Annotated in this window: 17 protein-coding genes; 7 read left to right on the top strand and 10 right to left on the bottom strand. The window is 46.9% G+C overall.

The genetic code is table 11. The features are described from left to right. Positions 1-55 precede the first annotated feature (55 nt). Entirely contained in the window at positions 56-1,336 is a 1,281-nt protein-coding gene (locus BMW65_RS02400) for a Gfo/Idh/MocA family protein (RefSeq protein WP_090602464.1), read from the bottom strand. A gap of 189 nt (positions 1,337-1,525) precedes the next feature. Here BMW65_RS02400 and BMW65_RS02405 point away from each other — a divergent pair, with 189 nt between their 5' ends. After that, positions 1,526-1,873 (top strand): PadR family transcriptional regulator, encoded by a 348-nt coding sequence (locus BMW65_RS02405; protein WP_090602465.1) that lies wholly within the window; start codon positions 1,526-1,528, stop codon positions 1,871-1,873. After that, positions 1,861-2,598 (top strand): hypothetical protein, encoded by a 738-nt coding sequence (locus BMW65_RS02410; RefSeq protein WP_090602467.1) that lies wholly within the window; start codon positions 1,861-1,863, stop codon positions 2,596-2,598. Before BMW65_RS02405 ends, BMW65_RS02410 begins: the two co-directional genes overlap by 13 nt. Here BMW65_RS02410 and BMW65_RS02415 read toward each other — a convergent pair. From BMW65_RS02415 to BMW65_RS02425, 3 genes are read right to left on the bottom strand one after another with little or no spacing between them, the layout of a single operon-like run. Further along, positions 2,591-2,830 carry a hypothetical protein gene (locus tag BMW65_RS02415; RefSeq protein ID WP_090602468.1) on the bottom strand — a complete coding sequence of 80 codons (240 nt, stop codon included), beginning with the start codon at positions 2,828-2,830 and terminating at the stop codon, positions 2,591-2,593. The genes BMW65_RS02410 and BMW65_RS02415 overlap by 8 nt on opposite strands. After that, positions 2,827-4,161, bottom strand: coding sequence for a PepSY-associated TM helix domain-containing protein (locus BMW65_RS02420; protein ID WP_090602470.1), 1,335 nt, complete (start codon positions 4,159-4,161; stop codon positions 2,827-2,829). Before BMW65_RS02420 ends, BMW65_RS02415 begins: the two co-directional genes overlap by 4 nt. A gap of 6 nt (positions 4,162-4,167) precedes the next feature. Beyond that, positions 4,168-6,585 (bottom strand): TonB-dependent receptor, encoded by a 2,418-nt coding sequence (locus tag BMW65_RS02425; RefSeq protein WP_090602471.1) that lies wholly within the window; start codon positions 6,583-6,585, stop codon positions 4,168-4,170. 204 nt (positions 6,586-6,789) lie between these two features. Between BMW65_RS02425 and BMW65_RS02430 the strand changes: the two genes are divergently transcribed. Continuing rightward, complete coding sequence (locus BMW65_RS02430) at positions 6,790-7,734, top strand: helix-turn-helix transcriptional regulator (protein WP_090602472.1); 945 nt, start codon at positions 6,790-6,792, stop codon at positions 7,732-7,734. 8 nt (positions 7,735-7,742) lie between these two features. Here BMW65_RS02430 and BMW65_RS02435 read toward each other — a convergent pair whose 3' ends face one another. The 3 genes from BMW65_RS02435 to BMW65_RS02445 all read right to left on the bottom strand — a co-directional run bounded on the left by BMW65_RS02435 (position 7,743) and on the right by BMW65_RS02445 (position 10,781). Beyond that, on the bottom strand, positions 7,743-8,390 hold the full coding sequence (locus BMW65_RS02435; RefSeq protein ID WP_090602474.1) for a beta/alpha barrel domain-containing protein: 648 nt from the start codon (positions 8,388-8,390) through the stop codon (positions 7,743-7,745). Between the two features lie 129 nt (positions 8,391-8,519). Further along, on the bottom strand, positions 8,520-9,512 hold the full coding sequence (locus BMW65_RS02440; RefSeq protein ID WP_090602475.1) for a sugar kinase: 993 nt from the start codon (positions 9,510-9,512) through the stop codon (positions 8,520-8,522). A gap of 84 nt (positions 9,513-9,596) precedes the next feature. Next, positions 9,597-10,781 carry a trans-sulfuration enzyme family protein gene (locus BMW65_RS02445; protein ID WP_090602477.1) on the bottom strand — a complete coding sequence of 395 codons (1,185 nt, stop codon included), beginning with the start codon at positions 10,779-10,781 and terminating at the stop codon, positions 9,597-9,599. 453 nt (positions 10,782-11,234) lie between these two features. Here BMW65_RS02445 and BMW65_RS02450 point away from each other — a divergent pair, with 453 nt between their 5' ends. Both BMW65_RS02450 and BMW65_RS02455 read left to right on the top strand, forming a co-directional pair. Then, a complete protein-coding gene (locus BMW65_RS02450) occupies positions 11,235-11,744 on the top strand; it encodes a GNAT family N-acetyltransferase (RefSeq protein ID WP_090602479.1) in 510 nt (169 codons plus the stop codon). Between the two features lie 86 nt (positions 11,745-11,830). After that, positions 11,831-12,445, top strand: coding sequence for a 2'-5' RNA ligase family protein (locus tag BMW65_RS02455; protein ID WP_090602481.1), 615 nt, complete (start codon positions 11,831-11,833; stop codon positions 12,443-12,445). A 2-nt stretch (positions 12,446-12,447) separates the two neighbouring features. Here the strand turns inward: BMW65_RS02455 and BMW65_RS02460 are convergent, their stop codons facing one another. Beyond that, positions 12,448-13,035: an RNA polymerase sigma factor gene (locus tag BMW65_RS02460; RefSeq protein ID WP_090602482.1), complete on the bottom strand. Its 588-nt coding sequence runs from the start codon at positions 13,033-13,035 to the stop codon at positions 12,448-12,450. Positions 13,036-13,380: 345 nt separating this feature from the next. Between BMW65_RS02460 and BMW65_RS02465 the strand changes: the two genes are divergently transcribed. Both BMW65_RS02465 and BMW65_RS02470 read left to right on the top strand, forming a co-directional pair. Next, positions 13,381-16,344 (top strand): sensor histidine kinase, encoded by a 2,964-nt coding sequence (locus BMW65_RS02465; RefSeq protein WP_177180965.1) that lies wholly within the window; start codon positions 13,381-13,383, stop codon positions 16,342-16,344. Between the two features lies 1 nt (position 16,345). Next, positions 16,346-17,095: a LytR/AlgR family response regulator transcription factor gene (locus BMW65_RS02470; protein WP_177180966.1), complete on the top strand. Its 750-nt coding sequence runs from the start codon at positions 16,346-16,348 to the stop codon at positions 17,093-17,095. 73 nt (positions 17,096-17,168) lie between these two features. On the opposite strand, the gene glyA is transcribed toward BMW65_RS02470, so the two are convergent. Together glyA and BMW65_RS02480 are read right to left on the bottom strand one after the other, a co-directional pair. Continuing rightward, entirely contained in the window at positions 17,169-18,440 is a 1,272-nt protein-coding gene (gene glyA / locus BMW65_RS02475) for a serine hydroxymethyltransferase (protein ID WP_090602487.1), read from the bottom strand. 60 nt (positions 18,441-18,500) lie between these two features. Then, a complete protein-coding gene (locus BMW65_RS02480) occupies positions 18,501-19,028 on the bottom strand; it encodes a DUF7935 family protein (protein ID WP_090602489.1) in 528 nt (175 codons plus the stop codon). Between the last annotated feature and the right edge of the window lie 98 nt (positions 19,029-19,126).

A 19,126-nucleotide genomic window follows, 5' to 3' on the forward strand; every position in this document is an offset into this window, starting at 1 on the left:
TAGGCGCTCCCATTAAAAAAAGCTTAACAAAGAATTAATCAACGCATTTTCTTCCCTAAAAATCATTAAAATTCCACGGTACCCGATAAGGGCGCGATACCATTTGATTTGCCGCAGCATGGTCAAATACTTCTTTCTTCGGGTCCCACTTTACGTCAGCCTGCAACTCATACACAATATTCACCGCATTGCATACTGACGCAGTGCGGTGGCCAATCTCCACATCAGCAACCGGACGGCTCCTCTTCTTAATGGCATCTATCCAATCCTGGTAATGGTTGTCACTTTGGTAAAGCCGCTTGTCCGTAGGTTTGAGCGTTTGTTCCACCAATGAAGTTGGCGTTGACCGTAAAAACTCCCGGGATACTTCGATGGTTCCCTCGGTACCGATGAATTGTATGGCATTGCCCGGCCCCCACTGCTTATGGTACACCGTTATGCCATTGGCATATTGGAATGAAGCCCCTTCCTGTGCCAGTGGATCTTGGGGGGCATGGAAAGACACCGGGCCTGATTCATCCATACCCAAGGCCCACTGCACAATATCAAACATGTGCGCCCCCCAATCGGTCACATATCCGCCACCGAAATTACGGTAGTTCCGCCAGCCAGCCCAATCTTTGTCATTTTCAATAGGAGGAGCCAACACGGGGTGATACCCGCGATAAAGCGATGGTCCAATCCAAGCATTCCAGTCCAGGTAATCCGGCACGGGTTGGGACGGCAAATCACATTGTCGCACTGGCCCACCGACGGATACATTTATTTCTCTGATATCACCGATATAGCCATTCGTAATCAATTCGCAGGCATGACGGAAAGGTTTCCATGAGCGCTGCATACTGCCGGTCTGTAATACCCGGTTATATTTTCTGACAGCGCTGACCATCGCCCGTCCTTCGGCAATGGTCAGTGCCAAAGGCTTCTCGCAATAAATATCTTTACCCATTTTCGCTGCATCGATACAGATTTGCGCATGCCAGTGATCGGGCGTCGCTACCACCACGGCATCAATATCCTTTCGCCCCAGCAGATCGCGGTATTGGGCATAGGCCGTTACGGATGTTGCTACTTTCTTGTCGTTGGCCTCGGTCGCACGTTCCACAAAACGAGCCAGTTTTTTAGCGTCCACATCACTCGCTGCCAATACAAGCGTTTCAGGGCAACGATTGATATTGCCCAACAGGCCCATTGCTTGTTTGCCGACACCGATATACCCCAACGTCATCCGGTCGCTCGGTGCCAAAAAACCCTTGCCTCCCAATACATGCCTTGGTAGTATGGTAAAAGCGGCAGCCCCCAAAGCCATGTTTTTAATAAATGTGTTTCTTTTCATTACTGCGATCTGTTAAGTTTATAAAGTGGTTAACCGTATCCTTCTATGGGATAAGTGTTTATAATCAAGATTCGTAAAGATAGCATTTACATGTTAAAAAAATCTTAATCCCCCATTAATCATAAGGAATTTTCCATCTTTTATATACATAATTTTCTTATGCATGTCAGGAAATTATATATTTGCATCATGAGCTCAGCAAAACTATTGAAGGGCACGCTTCAGACCATCATTCTGAAGCTGCTGGAAGACCACGATAAAATGTACGGTTATGAAATCACCCAAAAGGTGAAGGAATTGAGTAGTGGCGAATTTAAACTTACTGAGGGAGCACTGTATCCGGCACTGCACAAGCTGGAAGCCGATGGCTTGCTGGAAACCAGCACGGAATTGGTGGATGGCCGGGTGCGCAAATACTATGCGCTGTCTATCCAAGGCAAGGGCGAGGTAAAGGAAAAGATGAGCGAAGCTGCCACATTTATTGAAAAATTGCAACTGGTACTAAACCTTAAACCATCCGTATCATGCGTACATTAATGCCTTACGAACAGAAATGGATTGCCAAACGTTTGAAAATATACCGTATAAAATACGCTGAACTATACAATGAAATCTATGATCACTTGGTTTCAGCCTGCGAACATAAATGCCGGTCCGGTGACAACCGTCCCATTCTTTCCCTGTTTCAGGAGACAATGGACCACGATATCGGCAGCCACAAGGGTATTGCACGGATGACAGAAGAGCGAATTGCATTAATAAATAGTGAATTGCGTTCGGTGATGAAATCCCATTTCATTGCTTACTTCGCCAGTTGGAAGGCCGCCATACCGATAGGGGTGTTTTTCATCAGCTATTTTGCCCTTAGTGTGTTAAAGCCAAACCTTTATTGGGCCTATGCAGCGACATTGATGGTGTTGCTTCTACCATTCGCATACTTTGCGTTGTTGGGCATGCAAAACCGGTACTTCCGGACGATTCGTAGCCGACGAAAAGCATCGTTGGTAAACCAAACCATGTTTAACCTCATGGGAAGGCCCCTAAGTTTATTCTACGCTGCCTTTATTGGCTTGCCTTCCCTGTATGATTTTTTCACCGGAGCAAACTCTTTTTATGATACGGCCCGTACCCTAATCGGGTTTATGGGTACGTTCGGAATGTCGCTGCTCATTTCGGCGGCCGTTATTATCACGATAGCCGTCATCCAGGTTGTCAATACAGACTACCGCCGGCTCATCCGCGAATTATCCCATATTAGTTAATCACCAACAGTAATAGGAATAGGTAAAATACGGATGAACCAATAAGGAGCCACCTTGTCTTGGTATACAACGCGACACACAGCAACAATACAGCAAACAGGCACACGATGATTTCGAAATCCACTAACATCGGCCGGGTGGCAAGCCTATAAATTGCGTGGACGAACGCGATGTTAAGGCAAAACAATACCGTCGGAATTAGATAATGCTCAACAAGCTTGTGATGATTCATCCAATAACAGGTTTAGGTAAACAAAACTTTCTCCTCAAGAATCGGATTAGCCCGTACAGAACGATGCCGACCAAGCCCCCATCAATGACCACAGCCATCATGAGCGCTGCGGTTGAATAACCAATCAGCGTACTGACCAATGCCGCTATCACCAGTACAAGCAAGATGATAACCGAATAGATGAATGTAATTTTCAATGGCGCTGATTTTCGGTTTGATTTCTTCGCTGTACGATAAAAATAAACTACAAAACCGCTGATCGACAAAAATGCCGACACCAATCCAAGTAATGCATAAGTTATTTTTAAGCCGAGCCCTCCGTAATCACCGAAGTGCAACGCTTCTTGCACGAAGAAGAATTTGTGCCAAAATGGTTTTTCACGGATATCATATTTAAAAACAGGCTGCAATCCGAATTTGGAAAGAGTCAATCTGTTGATTGCCCGTTCGTAGATCAATCCCTTGATGTTTCCTGAAATCGTAACCGTGCCCGAACCATCGGTTGAAGATACGGCAGATAAGGGCACTAAATCTGGAAAATAACGTGCCGTAGTGCCCAGTACTTCTTCCCAATTTACGGTCGTTTGCGCATCCGCTTCACCGCTCATCACCGCCGCAGCCTGGTATTGGGAAGGGTTTTTGACCTTAAACCAGCCTTGCAAGCCAAGCCAGGCTCCAGTCAACGCGATCATCAAGTTGAAGGCAAGGGAACTTATTCCCAGCAGTTTGTGCCAGTCTGCCATCACCAGCCGTAATCCTTTGCCGTTCCGGATTTGCGGATACTGCTGCCGTTTCATGAAATTACCGTAAATCATCAATCCGGTGATCGTGACAATGACAAACGCAACTCCGCCAAATCCGACAAAATACCGCCCCCAGTTGCCCTCGTATAGCCGGACATGGATTTGCCGAAGGTAGTTGGCAATTGAATTCTGGTGATTTCGTCTTCCCAAGATCTTATCTTTGCCCATATCGACGAAAAAGGCAAATCGATCTTCAGCCGTGTTTGCCTTGACGGTTAAATGAACAATCCCGGCATAGCCGGGCTTTTCTGGAAATTCAATCCGCAACGACTGGTAATCTGGATACTGGTGGGTCAATGAGACTACTGATTGATCAAAATGCCACTTTTTTGCAGGCGAAGAAGCTGCTGAATAGTGCATCCGCTGGATAATGTAGTCGATCTCCGGGATAAAAACCGCCACTGATCCGGTAATACAGAGGACGGCAATAACGATCCCCGTATAGAAACCAGACCAGTGGTGGATCTTCCAAATCAGTTTACCCTCACCTTTATTCGTCTTAACCGATTTGGTTCGCGTGTTGTCCATTGCACGTTAAAAAGTATAACCAACACCTACGAGAAAATTCCTTGGGGTACCCGGAAACAAACGATTGTAATCAAATCCACCAATCCAGTGTTCTTTGTTAAATACGTTGTTGAGGTTAAACGACAGGCGGAACTTATCAACGCTGTAATATGCGGCGGCATCCACAACCATATAAGGAGGCAAACGCAGCCTGTTTGCACCGCTACCAAAGCGCTCGCCCGCGAAATTGCTGCCCAAACCGAATCCCAATCCGTTCAACGCCCGGTTAGAAAATACATATTTTGCCCAAAAACCACCCTGTGTAACCGGGGCGTTGGGGAACACTTGGCCTACCTCTTCAGGATTGTCGCTCTCCGTGATCAAGGCTTTATTGTACGCAAAATTGGCGGTAACACTCAAATTGGCATTGATTTGCCCATACACGTCCAATTCTACGCCACGTGCACGTTCTTGGCCTATCGGCCTCAGCAGATCAGGATTGTCCGCTGCTCCGGCATTCACTAATACATTGTTCTGGATAATCTGATAAATCGCCAGATTCATCACTAACCGTTTTTGCAGGAATTCCGTTTTTACCCCACCTTCAACCATGTTGCTGATCAGCGGATCAAACGGCCCGCCAAATCGTTGCGGATCACCAATGGTACCGGCTGATTGCGGCTGATAGCCTTCGGTGTAGGTAGCATATACGCTGATCGGCTCTATCGGTGTATAAACGAGCCCGAATCTCGGAAGCAGTGCGTTTTGCTCAACCCGCTCTTCATCCGCCATTTCATAATTCAACATATCGGAATAATATTCCTGCCGAAGGGCAATCAACGCATTGAATTTCCCCCATTTGATCTGTTCTTGAATATAGAAGCCGTTGAGGTAATACCGCGTTGGGGCCGATGGTGAACTGACGTTGACGTAATTCGCGATGTCGGTAATCGAATAATCCGGATTCTCCAGGTTAAAGTGAGGGACATTTGGCACCGGCATATTGTCTCGTATCAGGTACCGATCCCTATTTTCAGGTCTGTAAGCGCCCGATATGACCCCCGTCCCTTCCGCGTTCAGGTAGCCTCCGGCGTTGTAATTGGAATTTCCAACCGGTGATACCGCCGAAATGTGGTCATAACCCACCACGACTTTATGTTCCAGGGATCCCGTATTGAAATTTGTATTGATGTAGAGGTTGAGATTGTCTGTATAATTCTTGCCTACCCGGTGTATCGTCTGCATCTCCATCAATGTCGGTATTTCTACGCCATCGGCGTCTACCGCATAACGGTTTGATGTACGGTGTTCCTCCAGGTTCTCATTATACAGGTATTTCATGTAGGAGGCATTGAATGAAAGGTAGTCCGTAATTTTCCGCTGCAAGGAGAGTGTAGAATATAAATGATACTCTTTCTGGTAATCGCTTTCTTTTCCAATGGCAAATGAAATGGGCGTAGAATTGAGGTTTGTTCCCGCCGTGGCACCGAATATCGCTTGCCCGCGATCCAAGCGGCCATTGGTACCCGAATAAACAATATCAAAATTTACCATCGTTTTATCGTCGGGAATGAACGATACGGAAGGAGCAATGACCATATCCTGTGCATCTTGCAGGATGCGGAAAGACCCTGCATTCTGATAAGCCAGGTTGAGCCTGTACAAGAGTGTCTTCGTGTCATTCATGGGTCCAGTGAAATCGGTAGTAATGCGGTAGGTATTATAGCTACCTGTGGCAAAATTCACAGATTTCCGGGCTTCATCCAATGGTTTTTTGGTTACAGAGTTAATCGTTCCACCAGGGCTGGTATTGGCATATAAAGCCGAGGCAGGGCCTTTGATGACTTCGATACGCTCCATATTGGGCAATGACGACTGGTTCCATCCGGAACTCCCCATCCGCAACCCGTTGATGAGCCGGTTGCTGGTAGCAAATCCCCGAACAACGAAGCCATTATTGTTGTACGAGCTCTGGTTTACGCCACTGATGTTCTTAACGACCTCGTTGTTTTTAAATCCCTGCCTGTCTAGGATGACTTCCTTGGTCACATAGCTGATTGCTTGGGGGACCAACTTGATGGGTGTTTCCGTCCGGGTTCCGGAGAATGTCGAGGTATTTTTATATGAACTCTCTTTACGGCCCGTGATTTCTACTTCCTGTAGCTGCGTATTTGCAGCCGTTATCATAAAATCGACCGTTAATCGGTCATCACCGTTGAGCGCGACCGACTTTTCTGCCGTCCGGTAGCCAACGGACGATACCACCACCGTGTAGTTCCCAGCAGATAACCCGGTAAATTCGTACCGGCCATCATTGTCGGTACTGGCCTTTTTCCCGGTTCCCTCCAAGGTAAGGCTGACGTAGGGTACCGGGTTTCCATCTGCTGTCAGGATTTGCCCCCTGATGGTTCCGGAACCCGTTTGTGCAATACCTTGTGCAAGCATAAATGCTACTAAAACGCAAGACAAAAACCATTTTTTCAACTGTCTTCTTAAGCAAATGTCATTTTGTTCCATATTTTTTTAATCATTTAATATTAAATTAATACTCTATTTAGACTTATTCAAAATAATTGCGCAAATTTGCGGCATATCCAAGCTATGCGTTAACGCCATAAGGATTAAAATAAACGTCTAACGGATTTTCTCATGCAGGTAAACATCATCGACCTTAATAACAATAGCGTTTTATTCGAAAAAGAATATCCGGCAAACTTTGCTTCCGAAAGAGGCTTGCAGGAGTCTGATACTCGCTTTAGCGGAGCGACAGGCGAGATTAGGCTGGCAGAATATTGGTTTGAAGGCATGCATATCATGGAGACAGACCTACTCCAAGCAGCGCCTTCAAACGTAAAGATTCAAGCCGACGTACCTGTATATACGCTGATGTGCTGTATGGAGGGCAGCATCAGTGGCCGGATACCTGGCCAACAGGGAAGAGATTTTGCGTTGAATGCTCAACAAGGCACTTTCCTTGCATTCCCGACTTACGCCGTGGAAATAGGGCTTTTGGAACCGGCAAAAATCGTATGTGTCCGATTAACGGAAGCGTCTTATGGGCGGTTGATCCTCATGAAAAACCAGGGTTCACCACCCAGCGGTGTACCGATCATTGAACTCATACCTGCCATGCAAATCATACTCAATTCGCTGGTGGCCTGCCAGTACGCTGGGGCCGTTAAGCGCATATTTATGGAGGCTAAAACCCTCGAACTGGTAGCCCTTTTATTAGCACGGCAATGCCCGATCATCGCACGACAGCTTACCTCCCTCCCAAAAAATGACATGAAAAGCATCCACCTCGCCCAGCAACTCATCGAGCAGAATATCCGTAAACCCTATTCCATATTGGAACTGGCCCACAAAGTCGGTCTTAATGATTTCAAGCTGAAAAAAGGATTTAAACAAGTATTAGGCACCACGGTATTTGGATATCTATATAATATCCGTATGGAAAAGGCCTGGCAACTATTGGCGGACGAGAAACGGATGGTAAACGATGTGGCTTACGAAGTGGGTTATAAAAACACGCACCATTTCAGTGCAGCTTTCAAAAAGAAATATGGGATTCTGCCCAGCCAGATCAATAAATAAGGCGTAAATTAAAAGTGCTTGCCTACCCAACCCATCAGCTCACGGCTTCGTTGTACCAACCAATCATAGCCTACGGCATCTGTCGGCTTAGCAAACAGCTTCGACCCCAATCCCACGGCACTCACACCCGCCTCAAACCACCCGGAAATGCTCTCCGCTGTCGGATTCACACCGCCTGTTGGCATAAACCGCATGGCAGGGAACAATGGCCTAATCCCTTTGAGAAATCCGGTACCCAGGGTGTCGCCGGGGAAAAGTTTCACCAATGGGGCCCCCAGATCTTCAGCTAAGCTGATTTCTGTCGGCGTCATACAGCCCGGTACCCAAAGGATATCCCGGTCTAGCGTCACTTCGGCGATTTCGGCCTTGACAACAGGGCTAACGATAAACGTAGCCCCCATTTCAATGTAAGCGGTAGCCATGGCCGCAGTCTTGATCGTACCGATGCCGAGCAGTAAATCTGGCCAATACTCACGCTGGTAAGCGAGCAGTTTTGAAAAATTTTCCGGCGCATTATCACCCCGGTTTACAAACTCAAAAACACGGATCCCCCCTTGGTAGCAGGCGTTCACCACTTCCGTACAGGTCTGGATATCATCGTTGTAATATACCGGCAGCACCGGATAGCTGAGAATATGTTTGAGTGTATTTTTCATCAGAATAATTTGTTTTTATCGGCGATGAAGCTTGCATGAATTATTCATGTTCTTTTTTGATTGGCAATTCATGCAGGTTTCATTTGTATTAAGATATGAGATACGAGACTTTCGGGCTACCAGCCCTCCCTACAGGTTACCATTGCCAAAGTCGCCTTTGACAAACAATTTCTTAAATCCCGCTGCCGTGGCTGTATCAATGATATCCTGCCCATCTTTATCATTCACCAACGCATAAATCAAGCCAGCCATGAAGGCATCGCCGCTGCCGATACGATCGACCACGTTGTTTGTTTCATTGATGGATGAGATGTAGTCCGCTTCCCGTGTATGGTACGTACCATACAGCAGGTTGTGCGTTGCCGAGTCCATGAAGCGGAAGGTATAAGCAACGTGCTTGCATCGGGGCAACAGTTCGAACACCTCCTGGGCGGAGTCCTTGGCATGTTCAAAATACACTTCAGAAGGGGTATCCCTCGTCAGCGTTTCCAGTACGGAGCTACCCACCATTTTATTCGCGGCCCAAATGTTGCCCATCACGACGTCACAATACTGAAGCAACGACGGCATAACCTCAATGGGTTGCTGCCCGTAGTTCCACAACTTATTGCGGTAGTTAAGGTCAACAGATACGACCAACCCCTTGCGATATGCCACTTCCAGCGCTTCCTGGCAAACAGCCGCCAATGGCGCACTCAATGCAGGAGTGAGGGCACTCCAATGCAGCCAAGTATAATCTGCCAGCATCGTTTCCCAATCGATTTCTCCGGGCTGCAATTGGCTAAAGGTTGAATATTTTCTGTCATACACCACGTCACCCTTACTGAGGCCGTTAGCGGACAATAAAAAATAGAGACCCAGCCGATCCCCTTCGAACAATGTAGTCGATACATCGACACCGAGATCTTTCAGGGCAGATAACGCCTGCCAAGCCAGTTCATTGTCCGGTACTCGGCTCAGGTAGCTACACGCAATGCCCAACTGCCCTAATGATGCCGCTACGTTGGCTTCAGAACCACCCGGGAAAACCACCACCTGGCTGTTTTCCCCCAAAAATGAAGATCCCGATGAGCTCAACCTCAATAGCAATTCCCCGAATGAAAGTATCTTGTGTTTAGTCATGGCGTGCTAAAATAAGGATTTTTGAGATATTAGACAACAGGCATTAAACAGGGAAGCGTCGGATCCGATCTTTTATCTCAAATCTCATATTTTATTCAGCGCTTGCTCAAAATCCCCAATCAAATCTTCCACATGCTCAATGCCTACCGAGATGCGCAACATACCATCATTGATGCCTGCCTTCAGTTTTTGCTCCGGCGAGTGGTGCATGCCCCACATGCTTGCCGGATGCACCACAAGGGATTCTACGCCACCCAGGCTTGCCGCATTGGCAAAGAGCCGTAGGTTATTTAATACCGTTTGCGCACGGGCGAATTGCTCCTGCTCATCCTGGCCCGCTATTTCCACGCAAAGCATTCCCGTGAAGCCTTTCATTTGTCGCCGGGCTAATTCATACTGCGGGTGCGAGGGCAGGCCGCAGTAAAGTACACGCCTGATAAGTGGATGGGCTTCAAACCATTGGGCGAGCGCCAATGCATTTGTATTGATTTGGTTGACACGAAGTGACAGCGTGCGCAATCCCCGCAACAACAGCCAAGCATCAAAAGGCGCTAAGGAACCGCCCAATGAAAGCAATTTCTTCCATGCCTTATTCACCGCCTCCAATGTGCCACAGATAACGCCTGCGGTCAAATCACTGTGACCACCTAAGTACTTGGTAGCACTGTGCACAATGATATCAATGCCAAAATCGCCGGGCCGTTGGTTGATGGGACTTGCAAATGTATTGTCACAAACCGTAGTAATGCCCTTTTTCCTTGCCACCGCACCCACATAGGCCAGATCCGTGATGGCCAGATTGGGATTGGAAGGCGTTTCAAGGTAAATCAGCGTGGTATTGTGCTGTATGGCAGCTTCAAGCGAGGCATTATCCCCCTGATCAAAATAAGACACTTCGATGCCGAATTGTGGCAACACTTCTTTCAGCAATACACTTGCCGCCGAATAGTGCGATTGCTGCGCTACCACGTGATCACCTGCTTTCACTACGGATAATACAGCGGTGCTGACAGCGGCCATTCCAGTAGCCGTCAGCAGGGCAGCTTCTGTGCCTTCCAACTTGGCCACCAGTTCTGCAGTCTGGCTGCTTACCGGATTGCCATGGCGATGGTAAAAATAAGGATGGCGTGCCATTGTAGCCGTCTTAAGGTATTCCTCCGGATTGTCATCAGCAAAATAGGTGGCGGTTTGATATATGGGGGGAATGACTGAACGGGTTTCATTAAAGGCCTTCCCTGAATGGATTAAATCCGTTTCAATATGACTCATACTGCATGTGATTTTGTCCGGCTAAGGTAAGGAGATGCGATGGCAAATACAACGCGCGACTTGCTAACTTTATAGCATTACACGGACAATACCCAAAAAAAATCCATCTAAGTGATTTTTTAACTGATTTAAGACAAAAAATTAGGAAAAATAATTTTAAATAATTATCTTTAGCGCATCAAAAGAACCAAAAGCATAAGGCCGCATGCCATTTATTGACAAACCGATAGTTTAGGCTATTGGAATTGTATTATTAAACGTATTTAAAATTCTATGTGTGCAGAACCCAGGCGCAGGTTCTCGACGCCAGTCGGGGCCTGCCGCCAATGGGGTGTCTTTATTATCCCTGATGACCTCAGGTTGTCGCATCTACCCCCGTATATTGTCATATCTACCCATTTTTATCCACGAACCCACCCCTTATGTTTGTACAATGAATAAACTACTGCACAAATGCTGTTTATTGTCGATAGGATAATACAAATCCTTAACTCCGTCCGCATCGAAAGCAGCGACGATCACCACGTGCTTTCCGGCAACGGTGTAGTGTTAAAGGTATTGACCCATACTGATGTTAAGGCATTCTTTGGCTTGCATAGGGAAGCCACGGGTGATGAACATTTTCAGAATCATCCTATCCAACCGGAGGATACGCCTGAAAGTTTCACCCAACGTATTGTCTCAGCCTGTGAGATGGTATGGACTATCCGCTTAGGGAGCTGCCCCGATACCATTATCGGCGATTGCGCATTACGTTATGGCAACAAACGGGACGATAGCTTAGTCGTTGAAGGTTCCATTACCCCCTCCTATCGGGGCCAAGGTATCATGGCCGCCGCATTCTCATTGGTCGCACGTTTTGTAAAAAACAACTATGATACGACCGCGCTAACGTTCACGTCAACAACCATTACAGTGGTATCCCAGACTCAACAGACCATCTCCTTGAAAAAACGCGTATAAACATTTGTTAATATTTTTAGTAAAAATTAGAGATTGTTTGGCCAAACAAAACTAAGTTATTATTTTTACTAAAAATATTAGACATCATGGTTACCGAACTTCCTTATCCTTTAGGATACCATTTACAGGAGTATCTGCTGATTATCGAGCCCATTGATCAAGCGCAAAAACAAATACAAGCGTTTAAGCGATATTTTATAAAAAATCATCGTTATCACAATGCGATTGTTTCAAGAGGCCACATTACACTAATGAGGTTTCTTCAACATGAACACGTAGAGCAACGTATCGTCCAAAAGCTTCAGCAGCTTGCCAATTCAATACAGCCTTTTGAGGTTGAGCTGCAAAATTTCGGTAGTTTCGGACATACCTTATTCATCGATGTCAAATCAGCCGATCCAATCCTTCAACTCGTAGCCACCCATAAACAAGAACTCCGGCCTTTGTTGAGTGGAGCCAAACATCTTGCCCCATATTTTGCTGCCAAACCTCATATAACGATTGCACGCAACCTCACGCCTGCTCAGCATGAAATAATATGGCCCATTTGGAAAAGGACACGCTACCATGATACATTCAGGGCAAACAACATGGTGTTATTAAAACGCGCAGCAGGTATCCAATCCCGCTATGCCGTCGTTCGAAAATTTGATTTCTTGGGTTTGCTCCCGCCGTTTATCCAAGGGAAATTATTTGCCTGAAATCATCCGATTTTCAAGGCCAATTCCTTTCCATACATCATCTTGCGCAAGTTGTTCAGCGCATAACGCATCCTACCCAGCGCTGTATTGATACTTACCTGCGTTACATCCGCGATTTCCTTGAAGCTCATTTCGCCATAATGGCGCATGATGAGCACTTCTTTTTGATCATCGGGAAGCAATTGGATCATTTTCCTTAAATCTTTGTAGGTCTGTTCGCGAATCATCCGGGTTTCCGCGCTTTCGTCCGCAAAATGCAGTACATCAAAAATATCAAACCCCTCACTGGTGACCACCACAGGTGTGCGGCGTTCCTTCCGGTAATAGTCAATCACTAAGTTGTGCGCGATGCGCATCACCCACGGCAGGAACTTACCTTCTTCGTTATAGCGACCGCTTCTAAGGGTATTGATTACTTTGATAAATGTGTCCTGGAAAATATCTTCCGCTAAGTATTCATCCTTCACCAGTAAGTAAATGGATGTGTAGATTTTAGATTTATACCGATCTATCAAAACCTCCAATCCCATCTCATCACCAGACACATACAGACGGATGAGTTCCTGATCTGTTCGTTGTTCAAGCTTCATAATACGCTACCTTCACTTTTTACTATTTTCAACAAATAAGTAACTTTTTCTTTTGTAGTCGTATCTCCTATAGCGGTTCTCCTTATTAATGGTTTCGTTAGTAAAGCCAAAAAAAAGCAAAATTTTCAGAACTTCAAAGCTTTTGTTGAATTTTCATCAACTGGGGTGATAAACCAGCATATTTGTAACAACCATCCGCTCATTATCCGGGTTTTTATATCTTTACTTCCCTTGTGATGTTCATCCAATGCGGCCAATTATTTAGTCAGACCGTTCGTTTGCTAAATGAAGGCCGTTTCATCCTTTGTTTTTTTGCTGTTTTGCAGGAAATCAACATATGGTATTATGATATTGAAATTAAAATTTTTGTTGCTGCTGGGTGCTAGCACCATTTTCAACCACGTTGCAGCTCAAGACGGCAAATCTTTATTCAACCTTCAAAAAGGTGATTGGTTCGTAATGAGGGCCGATGTGGATTTAACTCCCGAATACAACCGCCGCTTGCACCAAGTCAATAAGGATACGCGGCAAAAATCCATCTATTGGCTGCGGTTTACGCTACAGCAGACGGCCACAAATGGCCATCAAATTTATGGTATCCAACTCATCCGTTACCGACACGAAATGGCGGCTACACAACAGACCAGGCCTTTCCCCAAAAGTGGCTATGATTCCTTTTATCCCTTATACGAACAAGGAAAAACATCACTCGATACGTTGCCTACTTACCTGCTTGAGTTGACACCAGATGGTACTATCCAACTTCAACGCGACGGTGCCCCTCACACTACGCAACTTGGCCAGACCGGCAAGATTACTGACTTCGGCACAAAGGTCCGTATCATCACCGAAACTTTTCGGGATGATATGCTCGCCTTGTTGGTCAACCTCATGACCATACCGCAAGGAAAAGAAGCCGCCAAGACGTTCCACCTGCCGGACGAAACGGAAGTAACAGCCCGTATACAAGACAGCCGACAGCAAGGCGCATTTCTCAAAGAAGATATCGGCTTCACCGAAGATATCCAATGCCACCTCTTCCGGCTTATCGACAGTCGGGTGCCTTCGCTCATCAAGACTTCTTCCGGACTGAATTTGGTGATGGTAGCTGCTTCGTTTGACATACCCGGCAATGCGACAATCAAGGGAAACATAAAACATCATACCGTTGCAACACCTATAGCTACCCCATATAAGTTTTCAGGCACCGAACACCGCGTATTGACTCCCCAGACCATGGGTGAAGGCGGTTCGTTCGAGGAATCGGTGCACTTGGAAACCGCAACATCCCTATTCTTTCTGTATGGGGACCAAGCACTCACGATCTTCCTTTCGCCAGGCGACACGCTGACCCTTACAACCGATGCCAGGGATATGGCTGACACCTACGCGTTTGCTGGCAACGCCGCCCAAAACAGCGAATTGGCACAACGCATCGGCGAATTGCTCATGGAACAAAGCGGATGGGGAAGCGGCAAGCTATCCACCGTGATGCGCCAGAAGGATACCGACGCATTCCATGCCTTCATACAAGAGGAGAATCGGAAGGCACAGCAGCTGTTTGAAAACTACCTTGACAACGCGTCACCGGATGCCATCAATTACTACCGAAGGGAATGGGCCTTTGCGTTGGCTACGTCCAAGCTCCAGTTTTTGAGCACCGTCCACTACAAAAGCCACCAAGATGCCCAAGTACCGTTTTCCGATTTCCCGAAGGATTTCTTTACAGACATCGACACCATGGAAGCCTCCAGTGGCGATGCCAATACCATCATCCGTCCGGATTACCATACTTGGCTGGTGCAATATTATCAGGCCCGTATTGGCGTGGCCCCAATATGGGACGATGACTTTTTGAGGGTTTTTCCATTTATCATCGCCACGTCCAGCGGTCACACCCAATACAAAACATTGCATACCTTTTTGAAACGGGCTATCAGTGGTAGTGATTGGCACACCAACCAGCGCATCAAACCCTATTATGAAGACTTCATGAAAAACTGCCAAGACTCGGCCATGACCAATAACCTCAAACGTGAATGGGCTTGGAACGAACAATGGGAGCCCGGTATTTCAGCGTCCCTGCTGGCGTTGCCGTTGCTGGATGGTTCATCCGTCGAGCTCAGCCGATACAAAGGCAAACCCCTGTGTCTGATCGTTAGCGAATTCTTTGTTCCTACTGAACTTGCTGCCTATGCAGCTTTCATCAAGGACAAAACGAACAGTGATGTACAATTTGTCATTGCACAAATCCGCCAACAACCCGATGTCCCCAGCGTGCTCCATGATAGCCTTTTCCAAGGTATTCCTAACGTGGAATTACTGGAACTGGCTCACCATCCAAAAGACATCGGTCCCATTGGCACATCCGGATATTCATCCAAGTGGTTTGTCCTCGATCCCTGGTTAAGGGTTGTGGCCGGGAATCTGCAACCCACCTATCGAAGGACCAATGATGTAGTCCCAACGATGCAAACTATCAGTTATCCCGGGACTAACAGTTATCCAGTAAAGTTAGAAGAACTGCTGGACAAAGCCAGGAAAGCTCATCGGTTTACCAAAGCACAAACAGCTGAGTTTAGGAAAATAGCAGGATGGACATTCGTGTCCATCCTGCTCACTACATTGGTTATCGGCGTGACCAACAGACGGCGCACACAGGCATTGAAGAAAAGGGAAGCGATGAAACACCGCATCCAGCAACTGGAGATCAAGGCCCTACGATCGCAGATGAATCCACATTTTATCTTCAATGCACTCAATTCAATACAATCCCTTATCACCGAAAACCGCTTCCGGGATGCCAATATTTATCTTGCGGAATTTGCCTCGCTACTACGCGGCGTACTTAACAATTCAGAAAAACCAGGGGTATCCTTGTCAGACGAACTCGAAGCCGTGGAGCATTATTGTCGGCTCGAACAACTCCGCTTTGATTTTACATACCGGATTCACGTACCGGACGACGTCAGTCCTGAACTTATTGAGATACCCAGCATGATCATCCAGCCCTTGGTGGAGAATAGTATCGTCCATGGTTTCGCCCAAAAACGGCGAAAAGCATGCCTTACCATCGCTATTGAACACACCAATTGTGGGTTGACCGTCACGGTCGCCGACAACGGCACCGGACTGCCCGTTGAGGGGCAAGTGTACCGCCAAGGCAATGGTATGGGGTTGAAACTGGTGGAAGAACGTGTCCGAAATTTTAATAATACGGAAAAAAATACTAATTTGACCCTCCAAAACCGCATAGAAAATGGCAAGATCGGAGGAGCAACAGCAACGATCACGCTGATGATGGATTAACATGGCATTGCGTAGTATTATCGTGGATGATGAAGCCTCTGGTAGGCAGAACCTCCGTAATCTGCTGACCACCTATTGTCCCGATGTGGCTATTGAAGGCGAAGCGGCATCGGTAACAGAAGCATTGCTGGCGGCGAATCGATTGCAACCCGAACTGCTTTTCCTCGACATCGAACTGCCAGATGGTACCGGGTTCGACCTATTGCAGTCCCTCAATGGCAGCCATGATTTCGAAGTGGTTTTCGTGACGGCATACGATCAATATGGCATTCAAGCTGCTAAGGCGTGTGCAGTGGATTACCTCCTCAAACCGATCCACATTGTCGAACTGATGAAGGCCGTGGAAAAGGCAAAAGCATACGTGACACGCAAGCAGGAAAACCTACGTCTCAAGGAATTGGTAGCCAACATGGATAGGCAGCCAAACGAAAAGCGTATTGCACTACCACTGTCTGACAAAATCGAATTTATCCGTATACAACACATTATCCGCCTGGAAGCAGAAGGCAACTACACCCATTTCTACCTACATCATGGCGCTCATTTTCTGGTTTGCAAGACACTCAAGGAATATCACGAGCTACTGGAACCCCAAGGGTTTATCCGCACACATCAATCACATTTAATCAACCGCAACAAAATATCATCGTATGTAAAAACCGATGGCGGGTACATCACCATGGAAGACGGTAGCCAAGTACCCATTGCCCGGAAGAAAAAGGACGACATTACCCGGCTGTTTTCGCCATAGGCTAATTATTTCTTCCACATAAAAAAGGCGCCACCTCTGGAAGCAGCGCCTTTCGGATATCAGAATTACTTGCTTACTTATACAACGGATACTCAGCCATCAGCATTTTCACTTTGTTGTGGATTTTGCCCAAAGCAGTATCATCATCATGCTTGATCAGTGCTACATCGATCATTTCGGCTATTTCAACCATCCGATCTTCTTTAAGCCCGCGTGTGGTGATAGCTGCTGTACCTAAGCGGATACCGGAAGTTACAAACGGGGACTTGTCATCAAACGGAACCATGTTTTTATTGATGGTAATGCCTGCCTTGCCCAATGCCACTTCTGCGGCCTTGCCACTAATACCTTTATTGCGGAGGTCTATCAGCATGAGGTGGTTATCGGTACCACCAGAAATGATGTTATACCCCTTATCTACAAATACTTTCGCCAAGGTGGCTGCATTTTTCTTCACCTGGATGATGTATTCCATGTATTCTTCGCTGAGTGCTTCGCCGAATGCAATGGCTTTCGCGGCAATAATATGCTCCAAAGGCCCTCCTTGTGTGCCGGGAAATACCGCCAGATCCAGCAAGGAGGTGATACTGCGGATTTCGCCCTTAGGTGTTTTGATGCCCCAGGGATTTTCGAAATCCTTGCCCACCATAATCAGCCCACCACGGGGGCCACGGAGGGTTTTATGGGTAGTGGTAGTCACCACATGGCAGTGCGGAAGCGGATCATTCAGCAGCCCACGGGCTATAAGTCCGGCCGGATGCGAAATATCGGCCACCACCAGCGCACCGATTTCATCAGCCACCTGGCGTATGAAGGCATAATCCCAATCCCGGGAATAAGCCGAGGCACCACAGATGATCACTTTCGGCTTTTCCTGCAATGCAATTTCTTCCAATTGTTTATAAGCTATCAAGCCGGTTTCTTTATCTACGCCGTAAAACAAAGGTTGGTAAAGCTTTCCTGAAAAATTAACAGGGGAGCCGTGTGTAAGGTGTCCACCGTGGGAGAGATCGAAACCCAAAATCTTGTCGCCAGGCTGCAACAGCGCCAGAAACACGGCAGCATTGGCCTGTGCACCGGAATGTGGCTGCACATTCACCCATTCGGCGTTGAAGAGCTGCTTTGCACGTTCAATGGCGATAGTCTCCACCTCGTCGACGATCTCGCAACCGCCATAGTAACGCTTTCCAGGCAGGCCTTCGGCATACTTATTGGTCAGCACCGAGCCTGCGGCCTCCATCACCTGTTTACTCACGAAGTTTTCCGATGCAATGAGTTCAATACCTTCTTCCTGGCGTGCGAGCTCTTGGTTGATTAAATTAAAAATGGTTTCGTCCCTTCTCATTATGATACAAAGAATTGAATGTTAAAAAGTTGCGCAAAGATATAAACTTGAATACAATATTCAACCTTCCAACTCACTTTTGATGGTTTTCAGTGCCAAGTCATATGGGTTTTCATCCAATACGCTAATGTGGCCAAGCACAACCGTGCTGAATTCCTTCGCACTGGCTGTTGCCGGCAAGCCTGCCCCGGCATTGCGGATGAGTGCGACCGTATTGTCCTTGAGCTGTTTGGCAATGGCCCATGCGGTGGTGCTCACATAGAGTTGCTGGGTGATGTTGTGCTCGTATTCCGCACGTATTTCATTGACTAATAGGTGCTGGAAATCCTCGACACTTAGCCCTGGGGCATGCATCCGCAATAGCATGTTTGAAGGGTTGATACGTTCGACAAACAACACCAGCCGCTCATAAGCCTGTAGCCGTAAAGGCTGTATTTCTTGCCTTGCCGCATGCCTGGCCTCCAAGGATTTCAGCCTGAAAATATAGCTGTTGTACTTGGTCCAGAACATCCAACTTGCTACGCCCGCAACAGCGCATCCTGCCAGGATGTATTTCATCAGATCGATAAAAAATAATGTAATGTCCATTAAGTATCATTTGTTTATAGAACGTCAAAATCCACGTCGCCCTGCAAAAGTGGAGAATTTTATGTATTTTTGTATGATTTTGAATTTAATTTATCATA

The organism is Parapedobacter koreensis, from assembly GCF_900109365.1.
In the GTDB taxonomy this organism is placed as follows: domain Bacteria; phylum Bacteroidota; class Bacteroidia; order Sphingobacteriales; family Sphingobacteriaceae; genus Parapedobacter; species Parapedobacter koreensis.

What these genes read in the sequence shown, in the direction of transcription:
- BMW65_RS02400 (WP_090602464.1), bottom strand. Translation starts at nt 1,336, where the DNA reads ATGAAAAGAAACACATTTATTAAAAACATGGCTTTGGGGGCTGCCGCT.
- BMW65_RS02405 (WP_090602465.1), top strand. Translation starts at nt 1,526, where the DNA reads ATGAGCTCAGCAAAACTATTGAAGGGCACGCTTCAGACCATCATTCTG.
- BMW65_RS02410 (WP_090602467.1), top strand. Translation starts at nt 1,861, where the DNA reads ATGCGTACATTAATGCCTTACGAACAGAAATGGATTGCCAAACGTTTG.
- BMW65_RS02415 (WP_090602468.1), bottom strand. Translation starts at nt 2,830, where the DNA reads ATGAATCATCACAAGCTTGTTGAGCATTATCTAATTCCGACGGTATTG.
- BMW65_RS02420 (WP_090602470.1), bottom strand. Translation starts at nt 4,161, where the DNA reads ATGGACAACACGCGAACCAAATCGGTTAAGACGAATAAAGGTGAGGGT.
- BMW65_RS02425 (WP_090602471.1), bottom strand. Translation starts at nt 6,585, where the DNA reads ATGCTTGCACAAGGTATTGCACAAACGGGTTCCGGAACCATCAGGGGG.
- BMW65_RS02430 (WP_090602472.1), top strand. Translation starts at nt 6,790, where the DNA reads ATGCAGGTAAACATCATCGACCTTAATAACAATAGCGTTTTATTCGAA.
- BMW65_RS02435 (WP_090602474.1), bottom strand. Translation starts at nt 8,390, where the DNA reads ATGAAAAATACACTCAAACATATTCTCAGCTATCCGGTGCTGCCGGTA.
- BMW65_RS02440 (WP_090602475.1), bottom strand. Translation starts at nt 9,512, where the DNA reads ATGACTAAACACAAGATACTTTCATTCGGGGAATTGCTATTGAGGTTG.
- BMW65_RS02445 (WP_090602477.1), bottom strand. Translation starts at nt 10,781, where the DNA reads ATGAGTCATATTGAAACGGATTTAATCCATTCAGGGAAGGCCTTTAAT.
- BMW65_RS02450 (WP_090602479.1), top strand. Translation starts at nt 11,235, where the DNA reads ATGCTGTTTATTGTCGATAGGATAATACAAATCCTTAACTCCGTCCGC.
- BMW65_RS02455 (WP_090602481.1), top strand. Translation starts at nt 11,831, where the DNA reads ATGGTTACCGAACTTCCTTATCCTTTAGGATACCATTTACAGGAGTAT.
- BMW65_RS02460 (WP_090602482.1), bottom strand. Translation starts at nt 13,035, where the DNA reads ATGAAGCTTGAACAACGAACAGATCAGGAACTCATCCGTCTGTATGTG.
- BMW65_RS02465 (WP_177180965.1), top strand. Translation starts at nt 13,381, where the DNA reads ATGATATTGAAATTAAAATTTTTGTTGCTGCTGGGTGCTAGCACCATT.
- BMW65_RS02470 (WP_177180966.1), top strand. Translation starts at nt 16,346, where the DNA reads ATGGCATTGCGTAGTATTATCGTGGATGATGAAGCCTCTGGTAGGCAG.
- glyA (WP_090602487.1), bottom strand. Translation starts at nt 18,440, where the DNA reads ATGAGAAGGGACGAAACCATTTTTAATTTAATCAACCAAGAGCTCGCA.
- BMW65_RS02480 (WP_090602489.1), bottom strand. Translation starts at nt 19,028, where the DNA reads ATGGACATTACATTATTTTTTATCGATCTGATGAAATACATCCTGGCA.